We start from the raw sequence: 23,821 nt of genomic DNA, 5'->3' as shown, positions 1-23,821 counted from the left end.
TGCGCAGGGTGGGCTTCAGCCCACCGGCTCCAGCGGGCGGAGGAGCGGTGGGCCCAAGCCCGCCGCCATGCCCACCTTACGGTTCGCACTTGCGGCTGTTGTCGGCGATGGCCGCGATGCGCCACTGCCCATCGACCTGCACAAGGTTGAACACGTCCGTGCCGCAGTGATGTGGCTTGCCATCGAGCAGGAAGGTATAGGGCGCCCACACTACCGCCAGGTCGTGGTCGACCATCACCTGCGGCTTGCCGATGCGCTCCTCGATGCGCTCCTTGCCAGGCTTCACGTGGTCGACGAAATCGCCGAGCGTGAGCTGCACCGGCTTGCCGTCGCGCATCAGCGTGGCGGTTCCGGCCGGCAGTACTTGTGCGCGCATGGCTGCCTGGTCATGGCGCGCCATGGCATCGAAGAAGGCGTGCACCGGTTCCAGTGGGCCGTGGGAGGCGGGCGTGTCCGCCAGCGCGGCGGCGCAGACCAGGGTGAGGCCACCAAGCAGCGGCAGCAGGCGATGGTGGCCGATCGAGGCCGCGAGGGCGCGGCTGCGGTGAAGCAGGGTAGGGCGCATGGCGTCGTCTCCTGGAAGAAGTCTCGATTCTAGCCAGCCCGATGCACGCCGCAGCCCTGCCATTCGGCATGGGTTGCCGGGCGCCAAGGCTTGCATTCGCGGGCGCGCGGATGCTCTGCTTGCGCGTTCCCAAGCCGACGGCCACGCTATGGAATTCCGCCTGATCGACCGCATCCGCGACCGCACCGCGCTGGCGCGCGAGGACGTGCGGCTGGGGATCGGCGACGATGCGGCGGTGCTGGCGGTACCGGCCGGCCAGCACCTGGCGGTGGCGATCGACACACTGGTCGAGGGCGTGCATTTCCCGCACGGCACCGCGCCGCGGGACATCGGCTGGAAGGCGCTGGCAGTGAACCTGTCCGACCTTGCTGCGATGGGTGCGACGCCGGCCTGGGCGCTGCTCGCGCTGACCCTGCCGCAGGGCGATGCGTCTTTCGTCGACGACCTGGCCGAAGGCTTCGCGCAGCTGGCGCGCGAGCATGGCGTGTCGCTGGTCGGCGGCGATACCACCCGCGGCCCGTTCTGCCTGAGCGTGGCGGTGCACGGTTTCGTGCCGCCGGGACAGGCGCTGACACGCAGCGGGGCCGGCGTGGGGGACGCCGTGTTCGTCACCGGCGCGCTCGGCACGGCGGCCGGCGGCCTGCGGCTGGCGCAGGGCAGGGTGCCATTCGATCCGCGAAACGAATTGCACCGCAGCTTGCGCAAGCGGCTGGATCGCCCGACCCCGCGCGTGCGCACCGGCGTTGCGCTGCGCGCGCATGCCAGCGCCTGCATCGACGTTTCCGATGGCCTGCTTGCGGACCTGGGCCACATCTGCGCCGCCAGCGGCGTCGGCGCCGAGCTCGACCTCGACGCACTGCCGTTGTCGCCCGCGCTGCCCAGCGTGTTCGGCCATGCCGCCGCCCGCGAACTGGCCCTGTCTGGCGGCGACGATTACGAGCTTTGCTTCACCGTGCCGACCGCCTCGATCGGCGCCATGCAGGCGGCACTGGCGGCGGTGGGAAGCCATGCCACACGCATCGGTGTGATCGTCGAAGGCCAGGGCGTACGCGCGATCGGCGGCGCTCCACTGGCCGCCACGCGCGGCGGCTGGGATCATTTTGGCCCGTAGACGCGAACGCCGCGCCTGCAGGAAAGCCGCAACCAACGGAACCCCCATGACCGACCGCAAGAAACTCACCCCCGACCAGCGGCGACGCCTGCTGGCCTCGCCCGCCTGCTGGATCGCCTGCGGCCTGGGCTCTGGCCTGGCGCCGGTGGCGCAAGGCACGTTCGGATCGCTGGCGGCCATCCTGCCCTGGCTTGCGCTGCGCCATCTCGCCTTGCCGCTGTACGTGCTGGTCCTGGTGCTGGCGTTCGCGCTCGGCGTGTGGGCGTGCAACGTGGCCGGACGCACGCTCGGCGTGGACGACCACCGCAGCCTGGTGTGGGACGAATTCGTCGGGCAATGGCTCGCGTTGCTGCCGCTGCTCGTGTTGCCGGCGCCATGGTGGATGGTCGCCGTGGGTTTCGGTCTGTTCCGGCTGTTCGACGTGTGGAAACCCTGGCCGATCGGCTGGCTGGACGGGCACATGAAGGGCGGGCTGGGCGTGATGGTTGATGACGTGGTCGCCGGCGTGTTCGCGGCGTTCGCACTGTCGCTGGGCCTGCTCGCTTTGCCATAGACGAATATGCGTTTCGGTTCACCACTTTTGCATCTGGTCTTTGCATGGCATGGGGTTCAATCCGGCCCGCCCTAGGGGAGGCGATCAGGGCGGCTCGGAGTTCACCTGTTGTGCCGGCTGCTCGTGCGCGCGGTTTGCACGGAGGTTGCCTCATGCCTGGTGCCCGGAAAGCCGGTCCCCGCCCAGGGGACATAGACCACAAGCGTACCCATGAAGAAGCCACCGCGATCGAGGTCAACGGCTGTTATCGCCGCGCCGAGAGGCTGACCAGGTTGATCCGGGCAGCCGAGCTTGCCTTCATCCTCGGCACCGAAGCTCCTACGCGCTGTGACACCCCGCCAGAGCCGAACGTGGCCCCTTGGGGCATCGCCTTGTCCGGGGGTGGGGTGCGAAGCGCGACGTTTTCGCTGGGCGTGTTGCAGGCTTTGGCCGAAAACGGTTTGTTGCGCTGTTTTCATTACCAGTCAACCATTTCAGGCGGCGGCTATGTCGGCGCATTTCTGCAGGGATTGATCCGCCGCGAGGGGTTCAAAAACGCCTTTGCGATGCTGGCCTCCCACGTTGGCAGGGGACGTCAGCAAAAGCCTCTCCTCCACCTGCGCGAATACAGTAATTACCTGAGCCCGCGAAAGAAGCTGCTTTCGGGCGACACCTTGGGAATGTTGGGCACTTATGTGCGCAACGTGACGCTGATCCAGATCCAGCTTTTGGCGTTGATGGTAGCGCTGAGCCTGCTTCCGCTGGGTCTTTACCATTACCTGTTCTGGCTCGGTAAGCACGACGTAATTTGCCTGGCTGTGGCCGGCATCTGCGGCGTGTCCGGCGCAATCCTGCTGAAGTTGATCAGCCAGCGCGCGGAACAGCGGGCGCCTTCAGGCGTGCCACCTCTTTCCAATCCCTTGGGTGGTCCGCCCGAGGAGCAGCCGAATCGCGAAACACTGGCGCAGGCGCTCGCTATCGTTTACCTGGTGGTCGCCACGGTGACCTTGGGGTCCCTGGGCGTATGGGAACCTCTGGTCCAGCCGCAGCCACAGGCGCAAACGACGGCGCCTCTATGGTCGCAAGTCGCGGACAAATGGTTTCTGATGGGTGCCGTTTCAGGCTGCTACCTGCTCGTATGGCTGAGCTGGCTCGTTGGTGCATGGCAAAAGCGAGGGCACTGGTCTTCGGTTTCGCAGCGCGAGACGCCACCGCTATGCGCCCATCCCTTGCTCCGATTCTCCGCCGCCACGTTGGTAGCCGCTTTGCTGGCCGGTCCCATGCTCGCAGCGCTCAGCGTGCTCATGAGCAATTGGCTTGGCGGCAACATCCTGCGGATCATCACTTTCGGCCCCAGCTGCGTGTTGGCAGTGGTGATGTTGACCGGCATCGTGCACGTCGGGTTGGCGGGGGCCGCGCTGACCGATCTGCAACGGGAAATGTGGGCGCGGGTTGCTGGCAAGGCCGTTGCCGCGGTGCTCGGCATGGGCCTCACGCTGGCGGTAGTGATTTACGGCCCCTGGTTGATGCTCCAGGTCGCGGACTGGGCCGCACACACCGTGGCGTGGCTGTCCATTGCGACCTGGATATTCACTACCGGCGCCGGCGTGTTGGCGGCCCACGGCCAGAAGGCGAGCGGCGCGAAAACGAGGACGTCGGCGCTGGAAGTCGTGGCGCGCGTGGCGCCCACGGTCTTCCTGCTCGGCCTGCTGATTGCGATCAGCCTGGTGGTGCACGAATTCCTGTGGGACAGCTCCGCAGGCAACAACGAGACAACGAGGCAGTATGTCAATACCTTGGCCAATCTCGCGGCCCGAGGGCCGATCTCCATCGCAGTGGCTTTCGGCATCATGCTCGGTGTCTGGGCGTTGTTCGGCAGGTTCATCGATATCAACGAGTTCAGCATGAACGCGTTCTATCGGAACCGACTTGTGCGCTGTTATCTCGGTGCAAGTCGCGATCGACGCCCCGAGCCGACGACGAACTTCGACAAGGAAGACGACCTGACTCTGGCCGAGGTCGTCCGCAAGAAGAAGTGCGGCGGAAAGACTCGTCCGCTTTACCCGCTGATTGGCGCGACCTTGAACCTGGTCGATACCAAGCAATTGGACTGGCAGGACCGCAAGGCTGCATCCTTCCTGTTCTCTCCGGGTTATTGCGGTTACGTGCCTCCTCCTTCGCACTGGGAGTTGGCGACAGCCATCGGCGACAAGCGTGGACTTTTCAGGCTCGGGAAGGGGGACGGGCTCAGCAGCGCAATGTCCAACGCCATCACACTGGGTAGCGCGACAGCCATGTCCGGCGCGGCAGTCAGTCCCAACATGGGTTACCACAGCTCGCCGGTGGTCACGTTGCTGCTTACCCTGTTTGATGCGAGGCTGGGTTGGTGGTTGCCCAATCCGCGCCTTCACTGCGCGCACAGGCGGGCACCGCAGATGACTTTCTACGGGAAATGGCTCCTGCGTGAGATGCTGGGTCGAACGCGGGAAGAGAGCAACTTCATCTATCTGTCTGACGGCGGCCACCTTGAAAACCTGGGGCTCTACGAGCTGATCCGCCGCGAGTGCGCTTTTATCCTGTGTGTCGACGGAACGGCCGATCCCGACCGCTCCTTTGCTGACCTCGGCAATGCCATTCAAAAATGCCATACAGATTTCGGTGTCGACATCGACATCGACGTTTCCGATCTGCGATGCGGTCCGGATGGAATTTCGAAGCGGACCTGTGCAGTCGGCCAGATCCATTACAAGCGTTTTCAGTCCACCAACGACTCCAAGCCGGACAAAAGCGGCATCCTGCTTTACATCAAGCCTTCCCTCGTCGGCACCGAGTCGGCCGACATAGCGTGCTATGCGAGCACGCACCCGGATTTCCCGCACGAATCCACCGCCGACCAATACTTCGACGAAAAGCAGTTCGAGTGCTATCGGCGGCTGGGCCGGGCCAGCGCCACGCTCGCGCTGGAGAAGGTCATCGAGCGGGCCAAGGCTGAGAGCGGAACGTCGCATGGCTTCGCGCTATGCGAATCCGACCTCAAAGCTTCCTTCCTGCGCGAACTGCAGTATCAATGGATCGCGCCACTGAAAGGCGTGGAAGAGCATTTCTCGCGTCACGCCCACGTTATGGCTTCGCTGTTTGCGAAGCTGCGCAAGGAAGACCGGCTATCGGTGCTGGATGCTCACCTGTATCCCGCGTGGAACGACATTGCTCGAGTTACACCCAGACAGAAGCCGGACGAATTGGCGATCCTTCCCGAGGACAAGGACTTCCGCGCGTGCTTCTACTTCTGTCAGGAGCTGGTGCAACTGATGGAGTCGGTTTATCACGACCTCGACCTCGAGCATGCGTGGAGCCATCCAAACAACCGCGGCTGGATGAATGCGTTCCGGCAGTGGAGCTGGTCGCCGGTGTTCCGTCTGGCATGGGTGTCTGGAGTGGCCATGTACGGAAAGCCCTTCGTCACCTTCTGCGAGCTGCGCCTCGACCTGCCAGCGCTGGAAAAGAAGCAATTCACCAACATATGGTGCTACCGGATCGCGTCGGTCGTTCCCTGGGAAAGGCTCTGCCAGTCCTTATTGGAGCGGCGCAGGATCAATCTGCTAGAACAGGGCATCCTTGCGTCCGCCCCATTGGCGGAACTGGTCAACGGGGCGAACGATTTCCGTTACGTCCTGCTGCTTCGCATGAAGTGGCGTTCGATCATGGTCAGGCATCCTTGTGCCATCAACCAAACGACCCTTGGCATGGCGGTGATGGTTGGCGATACGCTTCACGTCTTGCGTATCCAGGACCACGTTCGACACATGGGCCTGGCCACCGTGTTCATGCAGCACATTGTCGGATCCGGCATTCCCCTGAGGAAGGTCGACATCCGTGCGGGCGACTATGGCGCGGTGGGGGTTTACATGCCCGAACAGGCAAAGCTGTACACCGAGCGTCTGGATGCAATGCGCTGTCACGCGCAATCCATGGCGTGACGCTCGGTCGCGGTACCAACCGTCGCCGGACAGGCGCCTTCGCTCGAGAGTAGTAACGACTGCTCGCTGCCGACTACACGTTTTCGCGCGCTCCTGTTGTCTACTCTCTGTTTTCTGCTTGACCGGAGGACACCATGCTCTACCGCCGCCTCGGCCGAACCGGCCTGCAACTTTCCGCGCTGTCCTTCGGCGCGTGGGTGACCTTCGGACGGCAGGTGGGGCGTTCCCAGGCGCGCGAGTTGCTCGCGCTGGCGTGGGACCGGGGCGTCAACTTCTTCGACAACGCCGAGACCTACAACCGCGGCGAGGCCGAGCGGCTGATGGGCGACGTGCTCGCCGACCTGCGCTTCCCGCGGGACAGCTACTGCGTGTCCAGCAAGGTGTTCTTCGGCGCCGTGGACAATCCCCGGCCCACGCAACGCGGGCTCTCGCGCAAGCACGTGATCGAGGCCTGCCACCAGGCGCTGGAACGCCTGCGGGTCGAGCACCTGGACCTCTACTTCTGCCATCGACCCGATCCGGATACGCCGATCGAGGAAACCGTGGCCGCGATGGACACGTTGGTGCGCCAGGGCAAGGTGCTCTATTGGGGCACCAGCGAATGGCCGGCCGAGGCGATCGCGGAGGCCCACCGCATCGCGCGCGAGAACCACTGCTACGCGCCGGTGGCCGAACAGCCGCAATACAACCTGCTGCACCGCGAACGCGTCGAGCGCGAATACGCGCCGCTGTACGAGCGCTTCGGCATGGGCACCACGATCTGGTCGCCGCTGGCTTCGGGCCTGCTGGCCGGACGCTACAACGACGGCATTCCCGATGATTCGCGGCTGGCGCAAGCCGGCTACGAGTGGTTGCGCGAGACGGTGCTCGGGTCGGGGCGCGAGCGCGTGGAGCGCGTGCGCCACCTGGCGCCGATCGCGCAGGAGCTGGGCGTGAGCCAGGCCCAGCTTGCGCTTGCCTGGTGTCTTGCCAACCCGCACGTGTCCACCGTGCTGCTGGGGGCGAGCCGGCGCGAGCAGCTGGAGCAGAATCTGGCGGCGCTGGAGCTGGTGCCACGCATCGATGCGGCGCTGAAGCAGCGGATCGAGCAGGCGGTCGGTTAGCGGTCCGGGTCCCCGGCCGCGCGGCTTGCCGCCACGCTCGCCGGTTCTATCCGCAACGACTTGGTCCCGCATTCCTAAGGCTGGTGATGGTCGCCGCCGGGCAGGCGCTCCGCCGCTCGCGGAATTGCCGCTTCGGCTCCCTCTCCCCAGAGGGTTGGGTGAGGTGCCGGGGCTCGCCCGGGACTTTCCGCATCGGCCAGCGCTCCTGCTTCACCGTGTTTATTCGCAAGCCTTGACCCCCACCTCGGCAGAGAGAGCAAAGCCCGGGTGTCGGCTTTGCCCGGCCGTCGCCGCAAGCCACGGGGCCCTCGCCCTGTTGTCCCCCAAGCGAGGGAAGGGCAGAGCGTAAACCCGGTGTCCGGCGGCTTGTCCGTCTGTCCGTGACGGTGTCCGCGGACAGCGGACACGTCGGGTGTGTCCTTGCGAAAAGCCAGCAACCACAAGGGTTGCGCGCCTCCGATCCGACTTGGCACGGCGATTGCTCAATCAGCCCAGTCACTTCAGGTCAGGACCGCCCGATGATTCGCGACACCTCCGCTCAAGACCGCCTGGTCGAGGTCAAACCCAACCGCAAGCGCCAGCTGCTCATCGGCGGCATCGGCCTGGCCGTGCTGGTCGCGCTGGCCCTTGCGCTGCCGACCGCGATGCGGCTGTTCTCGGCCGACGCGTCGGTCAGCGCCTCGCGGCTTTCCTTCGCCACCGTCGAACGCGGCCTGTTCGTGCGCGACATCGCGGCCGAGGGCAAGGTGGTGGCGGCGGTCAGCCCCACGCTCTATGCCACTTCCGGCGGCGCGGTCACGCTCAAGGTGCACGCGGGCGACACGGTGAAGAAGGACCAGGTGCTGGCCGTGGTCGACAGCCCCGAACTGACCAACAAGCTGCTGCAGGAAGAGTCCAACGCCGATGCGATGGAAGTGGAATACCAGCGCGCGCAGATCGAGGCGCGCAAGCAGCGCTCCTCGCTGCAGAAGGCCTACGACAACGCGCTGATCGACCAGCAGGCGGCCGAGCGCGACCTGGCCCGCAACGAGAAGGCGTTCAAGCTCGGCGCGGTTTCCGGCATGGACGTGGACCGCGCCAAGGACACGCTGCAGAAGGCCAGGCTGACCACCCAGCACGCGAAGGCGGACCTGGGGATGGACAACGACAGCCTGAACTTCGACATCAAGTCCAAGAAGCTCGCGCACGAGCGCCAGGAGCTGTTGGTCAAGGACCTCGAGCGCCAGGTCGACGACCTCAACGTCAAGTCGCCGGTGGACGGCCAGGTCGGCCAGCTGTTCATCGCCGAGCGCGCGACCGTGGCCAAGGACGCCAAGCTGCTCAGCGTGATCGACCTCTCCGCGCTGGAAGTGGAGATGCAGGTACCCGAAAGCTTCGCGCGTGACCTGGGGATCGGCATGTCCGGCGAGATCACCGGCAACGGGCACACCTGGAAGGGCCTGGTCAGTGCGATCTCGCCCGAAGTGGTCAACGGCGAGGTCGCCGCCCGCCTGCGCTTCGAGGGCGCCACGCCCAAGCAGCTGCGCCAGAACCAGCGCCTGTCGGTGCGCATCCTGCTCGACAAGCGCGACAACGTGCTTACCGTGCAGCGCGGTTCCTTCGTCGACGAGTCCGGCGGCAACTTCGCCTACGTCGTGCACGAGGGTATCGCCGAGAAGAAGCCGATCCGCGTGGGCGCCAGCAGCATCGACAAGGTCGAGATCCTGGACGGCCTGAAGGAAGGCGACCGGATCGTGATCTCCGGCACCGACAACTTCAAGGATGCGGCCAAGGTCGCCATCAGCGATTGACCGAAAGGCGGGGAACGGAGCATGGGGAACAGGCAAGAGTGGCATCCGGAGGCGGCCTCCTTGCCGTGGAAACCTCCGGGCGGTGAAACCCCAGACGCCGCAGACGCATCTACCCGTTCCCCATCCTCCGTTCCCTGCACGAACTACCACCACCACCGAAGGACGTAACCATGCTCAAGATGACCCACCTGTCCAAGGTCTACCGCACTGAAGTGGTGGAGACCTACGCCCTGCGCGACTTCAACATCGACGTGAAGGAAGGCGAGTTCGTCGCCGTCACCGGCCCGTCCGGTTCGGGCAAGACCACCTTCCTGACCATCGCCGGCCTGCTGGAGACCTTCACCGGTGGCCACTACCACCTCGACGGCATCGAGGTGAGCCAGTTGAACGACAACGCCCGCTCGAAGATCCGCAACGAGAAGATCGGCTTTATCTTCCAGGCGTTCAACCTGATCCCCGACCTCAACGTGTACGACAACGTCGAAGTGCCGTTGCGCTACCGCGGCATGAAGGGCGCCGAGCGCAAGCAGCGCATCATGGACGCGCTCGAGCGCGTGGGCCTGGCCTCGCGCGCCAAGCATTACCCGGCCGAGCTTTCCGGCGGCCAGCAGCAGCGCGTGGCGATCGCCCGCGCATTGGCCGGCAGCCCGCGCCTGCTGCTGGCGGACGAACCGACCGGCAACCTTGACACGCAGATGGCCCGCGGCGTGATGGAACTGCTGGAGGAGATCCATCGCGAGGGCGCCACCATCGTGATGGTGACCCACGATCCGGAACTCGCCGCCCGCGCCCAGCGCAACGTGCACATCATCGATGGCCAGGTGGTCGACCTGTCCGAAGAGCCGCGCTTCCACTCGCACAACGCGCGCGTCGCCGACGCCTGAGCCTTGTCGATGGAGCCTCTCCCCGGTTCGCCGGGGAGAGGGAGCGGGCGCGGCAACTTCACCTATCCGGAAACCCCGACATGTTCGCCTACTACTTCCAGCTTGGCCTGCGCAGTCTCCGCCGCAACCCGCTGCTGACCGCGTTGATGGTGATGGCCATCGGCTTCGGCGTGGCCGCCTCGATGATCACCTACTCGGTGTTCCGGGCGACCTCCAACAATCCGATCCCGCAGAAATCCGACCAGCTCTACGCGGTGCAGATCGCCAACTGGAAGGCCGAAGACCTCGACCAGGGCGAGCCGCCCTCGGCGCTGACCTACACCGACGCCATGGCCTTCATGCAGGCGCACAAGGCCAAGCGCCAGACCGCGCTCTATCCGATCGCGCCGTCGGTGATCCCGGCCGACGCCAGCCGCCTGCCGATCGAGGAAAACAGCTACGCCTGGTACGGCGACGCCTTCGCCATGTTCGACGTCCCGTTCATCTACGGCGGGCCGTGGACGCAGGCGCAGGACGATGCGCGCGCGGCGGTGGTGGTGATCGGCAAGAAGCTCAACGACAAGCTGTTCAACGGCCGCAACAGCGTCGGCAAGACGATCAACCTGGACGGGCACGACTACCGCATCACCGGGGTGATCGGCGAATGGGACCCGCAGCCGCTGTTCTTCGACCCGGTCAACACCGGCGGCTTCGGTGATCCGATCGGCCTGTTCATTCCGTTCACCCGCGCGATCGACCTGCAGATGCCGTCGGCCGGCAACAACAACTGCAACGACACGCCCGGTCCCGGTTGGGACAACTGGCTGCACTCGGAGTGCATCTGGATCGAGTACTGGGCCGAGCTTCCGGCCAGGGCCGACGCCGATGCCTACAAGCGCTTCCTCACCGGCTACGCCGCCGAACAGCAGCGTGCGGGCCGCTTCAAGTGGGCGCCGAACGTGCGCCTGCGCAACGTCACCGACTGGCTGGACTTCAACAAGGTCGTGCCACCGGAATCGAAGATCTCGCTGCTGGTCTCGCTGGGCTTCCTGCTGATCTGCCTGGTCAACACCATCGGCCTGCTGCTGGCCAAGTTCATGCGCCGTTCGCCGGAGATCGGCGTGCGCCGGGCGCTGGGTGCCTCGCGCCGCGAGATCTACGCGCAGTTCCTGATCGAGGCGGGCACCGTGGGCCTGACCGGCGGCGTGCTGGGCCTGTTGCTGACCGGCCTGGGCGTGCTCGGCGTGGGCTGGGTGTTCGACGAGCAGATCGCGCGGCTGGCCACGCTGGACGGCTCGCTGATCGCGTTGACCATCGTCGCCGCCGTGCTGGCCACGCTGCTGGCGGCGTTCTATCCCACCTGGCGGGCCGCGCAGGTCCAGCCTGCCTGGCAATTGAAGTCCAACTGAAGGAGGCGATGACGATGTTGCAGATCAAGCCCATTCTCGCCGCCCTCAAGCGCCACAAGGCCGGCACTGTCCTGATCGCGCTGCAGATCGCGCTGACCCTGGCGATCGTGTGCAACGCACTGTTCATCATCCAGCAGCGGACCGAGCACCTCTCGCGTCCGACCGGCATGGTCGAGACCAACCTGTTGACCGTCGCCAACCGCTGGGTCGGCGCCGACGACAAGGCGACGCCGTCGCTGGGCAAGACCGACCTGGAGGCGCTGCGCCGCATGCCGGGCGTGGTCGATGCCACCATGACCAACTCCTATCCGCTGCGCGGCGGTGGCTGGTCGACCAGCATCAACATCACGCCGGAAGCGAAGAAGGAGATGGCGCACACCACGCTCTACTTCACCGACGACCATGCACTGGCCGCGATGGGCCTCACCCTCGTGGCGGGCCGCAACTTCCGGCCGGACGAGATCGACTGGGTCGACGCCAAGGAATTCACCACCACGCCGGTAGTGATCGTGACCAGGGAGCTGGCCCACAAGCTTTATCCGAAGGGCGACGCCCTGGGCAAGGTGCTGTACCACTCCGGCCAGACCAAGCCGAGCACCATCATCGGCATCGTCGATCGGCTGCAGGTGCCGTGGACGGGTTCCTGGGCGAACAATTTCGCCGAGAACTCGATGCTGATTCCCCGCCTGCTCACCGGCAACTTCGGCAGCTACCTGGTACGTACCCAGCCCGGGCAGCTCGAACGCCTCACCAAGGCGGTGCCGGCGTTGCTGATCAAGACCAACCGCATGCGCGTGATCCCGGAAGAACGTGGCGTACGCACTTTCGCCGAAGTCCGCGAGCAGGCCTACAAGAGCGACCGTGGCATGGCCATCCTGATGGGCGTGGTCTGCGCGGTGCTGCTGGCGATCACCGCCGCGGGCATCGTCGGCCTGACCAGCTTCTGGGTCGGCCAGCGGCGCAAGCAGATCGGCGTGCGCCGCGCGCTGGGCGCGACCAAGCACGACATCCTTTCCTACTTCCTCACCGAGAACCTGCTGATCGGCGCCGGCGGCGTGATCCTGGGCGCCGCGCTGGCGATCGGCATGAACCTGTGGATGGTGAGCCATTTCGAGATGGAACGGCTGTCGATGGTGTACGTCGCGGCGGGCGTGATCGCGCTGCTGCTGCTGGGGCAGGGCGCGGTGCTCGCGCCGGCGATGAAGGCCTCGCGCGTGCCCCCGGTGGAAGCGACGCGCTCGGTGTGATTCCGAGCCCCTCTCCCTCAGGAGAGAGGGGCCGGGGTGAAGGGCGGGGTTCGCCCGGCACTCCATCGAAAGCGGGATTGGAACTCGGGACTGGCGTGGACGTCCGCGCCTGCCCGGCCCCTCACCCCAATCCTCTCCCCAAAAGGGGAGAGGGAGCAAAAATACGGGAACCCTGGATGTTCGGTTACTACTTCCAACTCGGCATGCGCAGTCTGCGCCGCAACCCCGTGCTGACCGCCCTGATGGTCGTCGCGATCGGGTTCGGCGTGGCCGCCTCGATGATCACCTGGTCGGTGTTCCGGGTGGTGTCGGGCAACCCGATCCCGGAGAAGTCCTCGCAGCTGTTCACCGTGCTGGTCGACAACCGCGGCCCGCAGTACAACAACGACGGCGAGCCGCCGGAGGCGCTGACCTACACCGACGCCAACGCGCTGGTCCGCGCGCACAAGGCGCCGCACCAGACCCTGTTCTACCCGATCGCGCTGGCGGTGCTTCCCGGCGGCAACCGCAGCCTGCCGCTGAAGGCGATCGGCTACGCGACCAACGCCGACTTCTTCGGCATGTTCAACGTGCCCTTCCAGTACGGCTCGGGCTGGTCGGCGCAGGAAGACGCGCGCCGCACCGGCGTGGTGGTGCTCAGCCACGAGTTCAACCAGCAGGTGTTCGGCGGCGCCGACAGCGTGGGCAGGGACATCGACCTGAGCGGGCACACCTACCGCGTCGTCGGGGTCACCCAGCACTGGGACCCGAAGCCGCGCTACTTCGACCTGTTCGACGGCTCGGCCTTCGACGAACCCGCGCAGATCTACATTCCGTTCCATCGCGCCGACGACCTCAAGATCGACACGGCCGGGCGCAACAACTGCGGCGGTGCGCCCAACACGGGCGTGGACGCCGGACGCGAAGGCTGGCTGCACGGCGAGTGCTCGTGGATCCCGATGTGGGTGCAACTGGACACGCCTGCGCAGGTGTCGGCCTATCGCAATTTCCTTGAGGGCTATGCCGCCGAGCAGCAGCGCGCCGGCCGGTTCCGCTGGGCGCCGAACGTGCGCCTGCGCGACGTCGCCGACTGGCTGGACTTCGAGGACGTGGTGCCGCCGGAAAGCCGCATCTCGCTGATCGTGGCGGCCGGCTTCTTCGTGATCTGCCTGGTCAACACCATCGGGCTGCTGCTGGCCAAGTTCATGCGCCGCAGCGCCGAGATCGGCGTGCGTCGCGCACTGGGTGCGCCGCGGGGCGAGATCTACCGCCAGTTCCTCATCGAGGCGGGCACCGTCGGCGCCGCCGGCGGCGTGCTGGGCCTGTTGCTCACCGCGGTCGGCGTCGGCGGGGTGGGACTGCTGTTCTCGCCGGAAATCGCCCAACTGGCGCACGTGGACGTGTCGCTGATGCTGTCGACGCTGCTGCTGGCGATCCTGGCCACGATGATCGCCGCGCTCTATCCCACCTGGCGCGCCGCGAAAGTGCAGCCCGCCTGGCAACTGAAGTCCAACTGACGGGGCAAGCATGCAAATCGGACCCATCCTCGTCGCGTTGCGCCGCCACAAGGCCGGCACCACGCTCATTGCGCTGCAGATCGCCCTGACGCTGGCGATCGTGTGCAACGCGCTGTTCATCATCCAGCAGCGGCTGGTGCGGGTGGACCGTCCCAGCGGCGTGCAGGAGTCGAACCTGTTCGTGATCCAGAACGACTGGCCGGAGAAGCTGCCCTCGCAGGACGCCGACGCGCGCATGCGCGCCGACCTGCAGGCGCTGCGCCAGCTCGGCAGCGTGCAGGAGGTCAGTTCCTCCAACAGCTTCCCGCTGCGCGGCTCGGGCTGGGACAACTTCGTCCGGCTGAGCCCCGATCAGGTCAAGATGACCACCGATACGGCGATCTTTTTCTCCGATGAGCACACCCTCGCGACGTTGGGTGCGCGCCTGATCGCCGGCCGCAACTTCAGCGCGGACGAGGTCGGCAGCCAGAGCGGCACCGACCGCATGCATGCCCGGCAGATCATCATCAGCAAGGGGTTGGCGGAGATCCTCTTTCCGGGCGGCTCGGCGCTGGGCAAGACCATCTACGTGTCCAACGACAACGCGCCCTCGACCGTGATCGGGATCACCGACACCCTGCAGGCGCACATGACCGGGGTGTGGGCCAAGCCCTACGCCTACAACGCCGTGCTGGTCCCGGCGCGCCTGACCGGCGACGGCACGTTCTACCTGGTGCGCGCGCGGCCGGGGCAGCTCGCCGATGCCATGCGCCAGGCGAAGGATGCGCTTTACGCGCAGAGTCCGATGCGGATCATCCCGGCCCGGGACGGCATCATGACCTTCGCCCAGGTCCGCCACCGCGCCTACGACGGCGACTACGGCATGGCGATCCTTATGGGCATCATCAGCGCCGTGCTGCTGGTGATCACCGCCGCGGGCATCGTCGGCCTGACCAGCTTCTGGGTCGGCCAGCGGCGCAGGCAGATCGGCGTGCGCCGCGCGCTTGGGGCGCGCCAGCGCGACATCCTCGGCTATTTCCTTACCGAAAACCTGCTGATCACCCTCGGCGGCGTGCTGCTGGGCGTGGTGCTCGCGGTGTCGATGAATGTGTGGCTGGTGATCCGGATGGGTTCACAGCCGATGTCGCCGCTCTACCTGGTCGCCGGCGTGCTGATGCTCCTGTTGCTGGGGCAGGGAGCGGTGCTGGCGCCGGCGGTGAAGGCCTCGCGCGTGCCTCCGGTGGAGGCTACGCGCAGCGTTTGACTTGGAGTCCCTCTGCCCGCGGGGAGAGGGAGCATAGCCAGGAGCCTGGGATGTTCGGCTATTACCTCAACCTTGCCTTGCGCAGCCTCGGCCGCAACCGCGTGCTCACCACGCTGATGGTGCTGGCGCTGGCGCTGGGCATCGGCGCCTGCATCACCACGCTGACCGTGCTGCGGCTGCTCTCGGGCGACCCGTTGCCTGGCCGCAGCGCGCAGCTTTACTACCCGCAGATCGACCCGTATCCGAAGAACGGCTATATCCCCGGCGAAAGCAAGCCGCAGGAAAACCTCACCTGGGTCGACGCCAACAACCTGTTCGACGCGCACCGCGCGCCGCGGCAGGCGCTGGTGGCGCTGGGCTCGGCGAAGATCCAGTCGCGCGATGCGGGCGGGCGGCCGTTCTTCGGCGATGCGGTGATGACCACGGCCGACTTCCTGCCGATGCTCGGTGCCCCGTTCCGCTACGGCAGCGGCTGGAGCGCCGATGACGACGCCGCCGGCGCGCGGGTGGTGGTGATCGCCGACTTCCTCAACCAGAAGCTGTTCGGCGGGGCCAACAGCGTCGGGCGCACCCTGCGCCTGAACGGCCACGACTTCCGCGTGGTCGGCGTGCTCGACCACTTCTCCCCGCAGCCGCGCTTCTACGCGATCAACATCGGGCGCAGCTACGGCGACGGCGATGGCGCCTTCCTGCCGCTGCGCGCGGCACGGGCGGTACAGCTCGATCCCAACAACATCAGTTGCTGGGAAGCGGCCGACATCGAGCATCTGGAGACTGCCCCGTGCATGTGGCTGGGCCTGTGGGTGCAGCTGACCGACGCCACCGCGGTCGCCAATTACAAGCGCTTCCTCGACGGCTACGTGCGCGAGCAGATCGCACAGGGTCGTTTCCACCGCACCGATACCGCGCTGCCTGACGTGATGCAGTGGCTGCGCATCGAAAACGTGGTGCCGGACGACGCGCGGCTGCAGGCCGGACTTGCCTTCGGCTTCCTGCTGATCTGCGTGACCAACACCATCGGCCTGCTGCTGGCCAAGTGCCTGCGCCGCTCGCGCGAGATCGGCGTGCGCCGCGCGCTGGGTGCCACGCGCGGCGCGATCTTCGGACAGTTCATGGTGGAAGCGGCGATGGTCGGCCTGGCCGGGGGATTGCTCGGGCTGGCGGTCGCCGAACTGGGCCTGTGGGGCATCCGACACCAGCCGGCCGAATACGCCAGCCTGGCCCGGCTGGATGTTTCGATGTTCGTTTTCACCTTCATCGTCGCGCTGGTGTCGGCGCTGGTCGCGGGACTGCTGCCGGCCTGGCGCGCCTGCGTGGTTTCGCCCGCGCCACAGTTGAAGAGCGCCTGAGGTTTCGCATGGAAATCGCACCGATCCTTGCCAGCCTCCGCAAGCACCGCATCCCGGCGCTGCTCATCGTGCTGGAAATCGCGCTGGCCTGCGCCGTGCTGTGCAATGCCGTGTTCATGATCGGCGAACGCGCCGGCGAAATCCGCCTGCCCAACGCGATCGACGAGCAGGGCCTGAGCGTGGTCACCCTCTCCGGCGCCGATTCCGACCGCGCCGCCAGCGAGATCCCGCGCAACCTCGATGCGCTGCGCCGCATCGACGGCGTGGAGGCGGTGGCGGTGATCAACACCATGCCGCTGTCCGGCAACGGCTGGAACAGCAACTTCACCACGCGGGCGGACATGAAGCCGACCGACAAGGCCAGCATCAACTCCAACGTGTACCTGCTGGGCGAGGGCGCCGATCGCGCGCTGGAGCTGCGCCTCAAGCAGGGACGCATGTTCACCGCAGAGGACTACGCCACCGCATCGATGGGCTCCTCCTTCATGCCGGAAACGCACGTGGCCATCGTCAACGAGCGCCTGGCCGAACGGCTGTGGCCCGGCCAGTCGGCGCTCGGCCGAAAGATGTACGTGGACCGGTACTGGTACCAGGTGGTGGGCGTGGTGGCGAACGTGCTGCGCCCGAAGCAGGCCGGCGCGGGCCTGCCGGGCATCTATGACGCGGCGTTCTTCCCGATGCAGCCGACCGGCGCGCTCGGCTATTACGTGCTGCGCAGTGCGCCGGCCGACCGCGACCGCGTCGCGCGCCAGGCCGAGGACGTGCTGGCCGGGCTGGAGCCCGGTGCCGTGGCCGAAGGCACGACGTTTCCCGACATGCGCGGCGAGTACTTTTCCGGCGCCGCCAGCATGGTCTGGATGCTGGTGCTGGTGTGCGTGGTGATGCTGGCGGTCACTGCCTTCGGCATCGTCGGCCTCACCAGCTTCTGGGTGGCACAGCGCCGCCGCCAGATCGGCATCCGCCGCGCGGTCGGCGCGCGGCGCAGCCACATCCTGAGCTACTTCCGCACCGAGAACTTCCTGCTGAGCGGCGCCGGCGTGTTGCTGGGCATGGTGCTCGCGTTCGGCATCAACCTGTACCTGATGCAGCACTACGAAATGGACCGCATGCCCTGGTACTACCTGCCCGTCGGCGCCATCGCATTGTGGCTGCTCGGACAGGTGGCCGTGTTCGGCCCGGCCCATCGCGCCGCATCGGTGCCGCCAGTGGAAGCCACGCGCAGCGCATGAATTCTGCCCTCTTCCGGTGGAAGAGGGATTCCAGCCACGGAGAACCGGAATGTTCGGCTACTACCTCGACCTGGCCATGCGCAGCCTCAGGCGCAACAAGGCCCTCACGGCGCTGATGGTGCTGGCGATCGCGCTGGGCATCGGCGCGTGCATGACCACGCTGACGGTGCTGCACGTGCTCTCGGGCGATCCCTTGCCCGGCAAGAGCGCGCAGCTCTATTACCCGCAGCTTGACCCGCAGGACATGGACGGCTACCAGCCGCAGGACGATCCGCCGGTGCAGGTGACCTGGACCGACGGCATGAACCTGTTGCACGCGGGCCGTGCCGACCGGCAGGCGCTGATGACCGGCGGCGCGGTGCCGGTGCAGCCGGCGCAGTCGGCGATCGATCCGTTCTTCGAGGACGCGCGCTACACCACGGCCGACTTCTTCCCCATGTTCGAGGTGCCGATCCGCTACGGCCGCGCGTGGACGGCGGCCGACGACGAGGCGCATGCTCGCGTGGCGGTGATCTCGCGCAAGCTCAACGACAAGCTGTTCCAGGGCCGCGACAGCACCGGCCAGACCCTGCGCATGAACGACGTCGCCTTCCGCATCGTCGGCGTGCTGGACACCTGGCGCATGACGCCGCACTTCTACGACCTCAACAGCGGCAGCTACGCCGAGGACGAGGGCGTGTACCTGCCGTTGACCACCGCCTACGAGCTCAAGCTCGGGCGCAACGGTTCGACCGATTGCTGGGGCAAAGGCTCCGATCCGGACCACATGGACACCGCGCCCTGCGTGTGGCTGCAGTTCTGGGTGCAGCTGGATACGCCGGCCAAGGCCGCCGCATACAAGCAGTACCTGGTGCACTACTCGCAGGAGCAGAAGGCGCTGGGCCGCTTCCAGCGCCCGCCGAACGTGCGCCTGCCCGATGTGATGGGCTGGCTGGACTACAACAAGGTCGTGCCGGGTGACGTGCGGCTGCAGGCGTGGCTCGCGTTGGGCTTCCTGCTGGTGTGCCTGGTCAACACGGTGGGCCTGATGCTGGCCAAGTTCCTGCGCCGCAGCCCCGAGCTCGGCGTGCGCCGCGCGCTGGGCGCCTCGCGCCGCGAGGTGTTCATGCAGCTCCTGGTCGAGTCGGGCGTGATCGGCCTCACCGGCGGCGTCGCCGGACTGCTGCTGTCGCTGGTGGGCCTGTGGCTGGTGCGCAAGCAACCGTCGGACTACGCCGCGCTCGCCCATCTGGACCTGTCGATGTTGCTGGCCACCTTCCTGCTGGCCGTCGGTGCCTCGCTGCTGGCCGGGCTGCTGCCCGCCTGGCGCGCCTGCCAGGTCACCCCCGCGCTGCAGCTGAAGAGCAACTAGGAGCACCCCATGGACATCCTTCCGATCCTCTCCACGCTGCGCCGCCACAAGATCACCGCCCTGCTGCTGGTGCTGGAGATCGCGCTGACCTGCGCGATCGTCTGCAACGCGGTGTTCCTGATCAACCAGCGGCTCGAGCGCATGCAGATGGTCAGCGGCGTGGCCGAGCACGAACTGATCCAGGTCCAGGCTTTCGGCATCGGCGACACCGCCGACGCCAAGGCGCACGCGCAGGAGGACCTCACCGCGCTGCGCCAGATTCCGGGTGTGACATCGGTGGCGCTGGTCAACCAGGTGCCGTTCACCAACAGCTCCTGGAACACCAGCGTCAAGCTCGATCCCAAGCAGAAGCAGGCCACCCTCAACGCGACCCAGTACTTCGGCGAGAACCTGCTTAAGACCTTCGGCGCGCAGCTCGTGGCCGGGCGCGATTTCGAGCCGGGCGAGTACCTGGAAATGCGCCTGGTCGCCCGCGACGAAAAGCTCGCCAAGAAGATCACCACCGTGATCATCACCCGCGGTCTCGGCGAGAAGCTCTGGCCCGGCCAGTCCGCGCTCGGCAAGACGATCTACCTCGGTGGCGATCCGGTGCGGGTGGTCGGCGTGGTGGCCGGGCTGATCCGTCCGGCGCTGTTCGGCGGCGACGATACGGCGCAGTGGTCGATGGTGTTCCCGCTGCGGATGGACTCGGACAACGCCAGCCGCTACGTGATCCGCACCGCGCCGCAGGAGCGCGACCGCGTGCTGGCCGCGGCCGTGGCCACGCTGCGCAAGACCGACCCGCACCGCATCATCCTGGAGAAGAAGACGCTGGACGACATCCGCGCCGAATTCTTCCAGGACGACCGCGCCATGGCGGGCCTGCTCGCCGGCGTCTGCATTGCGCTGCTGGTGGTGACCGCGCTGGGCATCGTCGGCCTGGGCAGCTTCTGGGTCGCGCAGCGGCGGCGGACCATCGGCGTGCGTCGCGCGCTGGGCGCCACCCGCCGCAACATCCTCACCTACTTCCAGACCGAGAACTTCCTGCTGGCGACCATCGGCATCGCGCTGGGCATGGTGCTGGCCTACGGCATCAACCTGTTCCTGATGCTGCATTACGAGCTGCCACGGCTGCCCGCCTATTACTTCCCCGTGGGCGCGATCGCGCTGTGGCTGATCGGGCAGATGGCGGTGCTCGGCCCGGCCATCCGCGCCGCCGCGGTGCCACCGGTGGTCGCCACCCGCTCGGTCTGACCTCGAGGAGACACGACCATGAACATGCAGCACATCGCCCGATCGGGTACGCCAGCTTCCGTGTTGCCTCGCCGGAGCGTCCGGCGCCTGCCTCTTTCGATGGCATGCGCACTGGCCGCGGCCTGCGTCGGCGCGTGCGCTTTGCCGGCAACGGCGTCCGCGGCCGTGTCGCCGCCGGGCACCCGAGCCGGCCATGCCGGGGAAGCGGCGGCGCTGGTCGAAGCGGTCCGGCACGGCCGCACCGACCTCGTGCGGCAGCAGGTCCACGCGGGCGTGAGCGTGGATGCCTGCGCGCCGGGCGACGGCAGCCCGCTGATCGTGGCCGCGCAGGGCGCCGACCGGACGATGGTCGATGCGCTGCTTCACCTGGGCGCGGACGTCAACGGCGCCTGCCAGGGTGACGGCAATCCGCTGATCGCGGCGGCCGCGGCGGGCGACGTCGGCACCCTGGCGCAACTGCTGGACGCCGGCGCGCGGCTGGACGCCGTCGTCCCCGGCGACGAGACCGCGCTGATCACGGCCGTCCGCGGCAATCACCTGGCGGCCGTGCAGTACCTGGCCTCGCACGGTGCCGACGTCAACCTTGGCGCCATGGCGGACAACGGCCAGTGGCGCACGCCCCTCAACCAGGCCCGCGGCGATGCCGTCGCGGGCTTCCTGCGCGGCAAGGGCGCGACGGCAAGCGGTACGCCACGCCGATGAGGCCGATGGCGGGCCCCGACAAACCATGGAGTGAGTGAATGTTCGGCTACTACTTCGATCTCGCCCTGCGCAGCCTCAAGCGCAACAAGACGCTCACCGCGCTGATGGTGCTCGCCATCGCCGTGGGCATCGGCGCGAGCATGACCACGCTTACCGTGATGCGGCTGCTTTCCGGCGATCCCCTGCCGGGCCGCAGCCAGCACATCTTCTATCCGCAGGTGGACCCGGATCCGGCCAACAAGGATTCGGACGAGCCCTACGACGAGCTCGACTACCACTCGGCCGTGGACCTGTGGAGCGCGAAGCGTGCCGACCGCCAGGCGCTGGTCGTGTCCAGTCCCATCAAGGTCGCGGCGCCCGGTTCGGACGTGCCCGCTTCCAAGCTCGACATGCTCTCGGCCACTGCCGATTTCTTCCCGATGTTCGGCGTTCCTTTCCAGTACGGCGGCAGCTGGTCGGCCGAGGACGACGCCCGGCACAGCCGTGTGGCGGTGATCTCGGCGGACCTCAACAACAAGCTGTTCGGCGGCAGGGACAGCGTCGGTCGCACGCTGCGGCTGCGCGACAAGGACGTGCGCATCGTCGGCGTGCTGGCGCCCTGGCGCCCGTCGCCGCTGTTCTACGAAGTGGCCGGCGGCCGTTTCGCGCACGGCCATACGGATGGCTTCTATGGCAAGCCCGAGGACGTGATGACGCCGTTCTTCACCGGCATGGATCTGAACGACGGCAATTTCTACCAGTTCACCTGCTGGCAGGTGCCCGAACGGCCCGGTTACCTCAAGGACTCGCCTTGCGTGTGGGTGCGGCTGTGGGTGGAACTGGCCGACGCGGGCAAGGCGGACGACTACCGCCGCTTCGTCGCTTCCTATGCGGCCCAGCAGATGGCGCTGGGCCGCTTCAGCCATGCCGGCAACACGCGCATGCGCAACCTCACCGAATGGCTGGACTACAACGGCGTGGTGCCGAGCGACGTGCGGCTGCAGACCTGGCTGGCGTTCGCCTTCCTGGCGATCTGCCTGTTCAACACGGTGGGCCTGCTGCTGGCCAAGTTCCTGCGCCGCAGCGGCGAGATCGGCGTGCGTCGCGCGCTCGGAGCCACGCGTGGCGCCGTGTTCGCACAATGCCTGGTGGAGGCCGGCATGATCGGGTTGCTGGGCGGCATCGCCGGATGGCTGCTGTCGCTGGTGGGGCTGTGGCTGGTCAGGCACCAGCCGGTGGCGTATGCGGACATGGCGCACCTGGACGTTTCGATGTTCGCGGTGACCTTCGTGCTGGCCGTGGCCACCAGCGTGGCGGCCGGCCTGTTGCCTGCCGCGCGTGCGAGCCGCGTGGCGCCGGCGCTGCAGCTGAAGACCTTGTAAGGAAGCATCATGGATATCCGACCGATACTCGCCGCGCTGCGCCGCCACCGGCTTGCCACCTTGCTGATCGCGCTCGAAATCGCGCTTGCCTGCGCGGTGCTGTGCAATGCCTGCTTCCTGATCGTCTCGCGGCTGGACCTGATGAAGGTGCCCAGCGGCGTGGACGAGTCCTCGCTCGCGCAGTTGCGGCTCGATTGCGACGGCTGCAACGAATCGGACCTCAATGCGCGCGCCTTGTCCGCGTTGCGCACGGTGCCGGGCACGCAGGCGGCCGCGGTCGTCAGTTCGCTGCCGTTCGGCGCGCCCAGCGGGTATGCAGGCATCACGCTGGACCCGCCCGGGCAGGCCGAGCGCCACTACGGCACCGTGCCGCACTTCTACGCCGGCGGTCCCGCGGCCGCCGAAGCGATCGGGATACGTCCGGTGCAGGGGCGGCGCTTCTCGAGCGCCGACTTCCAGCCCTCCGATGGCGCCTGGCTGCCGCTGGATGCGCCGGTGTGGATCACTCGCCCGCTGGCCGAGCACCTGTGGCCGGGCAAGAACCCGCTCGGCAAGGACTTCTGGAGCGACAAGTACCATTTCCGCGTCGCCGGCATCCTCGACCACCTGGCGCAGCCGGAGCCTGGCGCGCGCGGCGTGGCCACGGCGCAATGGTCGATATTCCTGCCGATGGCGCCGGGCAGGCAGCTGGCCGGCAACTACGTCATCAAGGCCGCGCCCGCCGACCTGCCGCGCGTGCTGCGCGACGCACGCGCCGCGCTGATCCGCGCCGTTCCGGAGGGCGTGCTCGACCTGGACCAGAGCCAGACCCTGGGCGACCTGCGCCACCGCTACTTCCGCAACGACCGCGCCATGGCCGGCATGCTGGTCGGCGTGATCGCCGCGCTGCTGCTGGTCACCGCGCTGGGCATCGTCGGCCTGGCCAGCTTCTGGGTCGCGCAGCGGCGCAAGCAGATCGGCGTGCGCCGCGCACTGGGCGCGACGCGCAGCGACATCCTGCGCTACTTCCAGACTGAGAACTTCCTGATCGTCAGCTTCGGCATCGGACTGGGCATGGTGCTGGCCTTCGGCCTGAACCTCGCGCTGATGAGCCACTACGAACTGCCGCGCCTGCCGCTGTACTACCTGCCGATCGGTGCGCTCTCGCTGTGGGTGCTGGGCCAGCTGGCCGTGCTCGCCCCGGCGCTGCGCGCTGCCGCGGTCCCGCCGGTGGTGGCGACACGGAGCGTCTGATCGCCACCGCAAAGGCCCCCGGGCAGG

At 67.2% G+C, this 23,821-nt stretch carries 18 protein-coding genes; 17 read left to right on the top strand and 1 reads right to left on the bottom strand.

Going from position 1 to position 23,821, the window contains the following annotated elements; genetic code table 11:
- Positions 1-76: 76 nt before the first annotated feature.
- Positions 77-565, bottom strand: a complete 489-nt coding sequence (locus ACFWZ1_RS13705) for a nuclear transport factor 2 family protein (protein ID WP_439666796.1) — start codon at positions 563-565, stop codon at positions 77-79.
- A gap of 148 nt (positions 566-713) precedes the next feature.
- On the opposite strand from ACFWZ1_RS13705, the gene thiL reads away from it, so the two are divergent.
- The 17 genes from thiL (at position 714) to ACFWZ1_RS13620 (ending at position 23,794) form a co-directional block, all read left to right on the top strand.
- A complete protein-coding gene (gene thiL, locus ACFWZ1_RS13700; protein WP_439666795.1) occupies positions 714-1,676 on the top strand; it encodes a thiamine-phosphate kinase in 963 nt (320 codons plus the stop codon).
- 46 nt (positions 1,677-1,722) lie between these two features.
- Positions 1,723-2,229: a phosphatidylglycerophosphatase A family protein gene (locus ACFWZ1_RS13695; protein ID WP_439666794.1), complete on the top strand. Its 507-nt coding sequence runs from the start codon at positions 1,723-1,725 to the stop codon at positions 2,227-2,229.
- 152 nt (positions 2,230-2,381) lie between these two features.
- Entirely contained in the window at positions 2,382-6,185 is a 3,804-nt protein-coding gene (locus ACFWZ1_RS13690) for a hypothetical protein (protein ID WP_439666793.1), read from the top strand.
- A gap of 134 nt (positions 6,186-6,319) precedes the next feature.
- Positions 6,320-7,288 (top strand): potassium channel beta subunit family protein, encoded by a 969-nt coding sequence (locus ACFWZ1_RS13685; protein WP_231321300.1) that lies wholly within the window; start codon positions 6,320-6,322, stop codon positions 7,286-7,288.
- A gap of 518 nt (positions 7,289-7,806) precedes the next feature.
- On the top strand, positions 7,807-9,078 hold the full coding sequence (locus tag ACFWZ1_RS13680) for an efflux RND transporter periplasmic adaptor subunit (RefSeq protein WP_231321299.1): 1,272 nt from the start codon (positions 7,807-7,809) through the stop codon (positions 9,076-9,078).
- Between the two features lie 170 nt (positions 9,079-9,248).
- Entirely contained in the window at positions 9,249-9,962 is a 714-nt protein-coding gene (locus ACFWZ1_RS13675) for an ABC transporter ATP-binding protein (RefSeq protein ID WP_231321298.1), read from the top strand.
- Positions 9,963-10,042: 80 nt separating this feature from the next.
- Positions 10,043-11,350, top strand: a complete 1,308-nt coding sequence (locus ACFWZ1_RS13670; protein ID WP_231321297.1) for an ABC transporter permease — start codon at positions 10,043-10,045, stop codon at positions 11,348-11,350.
- A gap of 14 nt (positions 11,351-11,364) precedes the next feature.
- Entirely contained in the window at positions 11,365-12,597 is a 1,233-nt protein-coding gene (locus ACFWZ1_RS13665) for an ABC transporter permease (protein ID WP_231326039.1), read from the top strand.
- Positions 12,598-12,773: 176 nt separating this feature from the next.
- A complete protein-coding gene (locus ACFWZ1_RS13660) occupies positions 12,774-14,093 on the top strand; it encodes an ABC transporter permease (RefSeq protein ID WP_231321296.1) in 1,320 nt (439 codons plus the stop codon).
- Between the two features lie 10 nt (positions 14,094-14,103).
- Positions 14,104-15,336 carry an ABC transporter permease gene (locus ACFWZ1_RS13655; protein ID WP_439666792.1) on the top strand — a complete coding sequence of 411 codons (1,233 nt, stop codon included), beginning with the start codon at positions 14,104-14,106 and terminating at the stop codon, positions 15,334-15,336.
- Between the two features lie 50 nt (positions 15,337-15,386).
- Complete coding sequence (locus ACFWZ1_RS13650; RefSeq protein WP_439666791.1) at positions 15,387-16,685, top strand: ABC transporter permease; 1,299 nt, start codon at positions 15,387-15,389, stop codon at positions 16,683-16,685.
- 8 nt (positions 16,686-16,693) lie between these two features.
- A complete protein-coding gene (locus ACFWZ1_RS13645; protein ID WP_439666790.1) occupies positions 16,694-17,914 on the top strand; it encodes an ABC transporter permease in 1,221 nt (406 codons plus the stop codon).
- A 49-nt stretch (positions 17,915-17,963) separates the two neighbouring features.
- A complete protein-coding gene (locus ACFWZ1_RS13640) occupies positions 17,964-19,265 on the top strand; it encodes an ABC transporter permease (protein ID WP_231321291.1) in 1,302 nt (433 codons plus the stop codon).
- Positions 19,266-19,274: 9 nt separating this feature from the next.
- Positions 19,275-20,498: an ABC transporter permease gene (locus tag ACFWZ1_RS13635; protein WP_439666789.1), complete on the top strand. Its 1,224-nt coding sequence runs from the start codon at positions 19,275-19,277 to the stop codon at positions 20,496-20,498.
- A 165-nt stretch (positions 20,499-20,663) separates the two neighbouring features.
- The gene (locus ACFWZ1_RS13630) at positions 20,664-21,200 is read left to right on the top strand and encodes an ankyrin repeat domain-containing protein (RefSeq protein WP_439666788.1); all 537 of its coding nucleotides are present in this window, start codon (positions 20,664-20,666) and stop codon (positions 21,198-21,200) included.
- A 38-nt stretch (positions 21,201-21,238) separates the two neighbouring features.
- Positions 21,239-22,561, top strand: a complete 1,323-nt coding sequence (locus ACFWZ1_RS13625; RefSeq protein WP_439666787.1) for an ABC transporter permease — start codon at positions 21,239-21,241, stop codon at positions 22,559-22,561.
- Positions 22,562-22,570: 9 nt separating this feature from the next.
- Positions 22,571-23,794, top strand: coding sequence for an ABC transporter permease (locus ACFWZ1_RS13620; RefSeq protein ID WP_231321287.1), 1,224 nt, complete (start codon positions 22,571-22,573; stop codon positions 23,792-23,794).
- The last annotated feature ends 27 nt before the right edge of the window (positions 23,795-23,821 follow it).

Origin of the sequence: Frateuria sp. GZRe14, assembly GCF_051900395.1 — a bacterium.
Lineage (GTDB): Bacteria > Pseudomonadota > Gammaproteobacteria > Xanthomonadales > Rhodanobacteraceae > Frateuria_A > Frateuria_A edaphi.
This window is presented reverse-complemented; position numbering and strand designations above follow the sequence as displayed.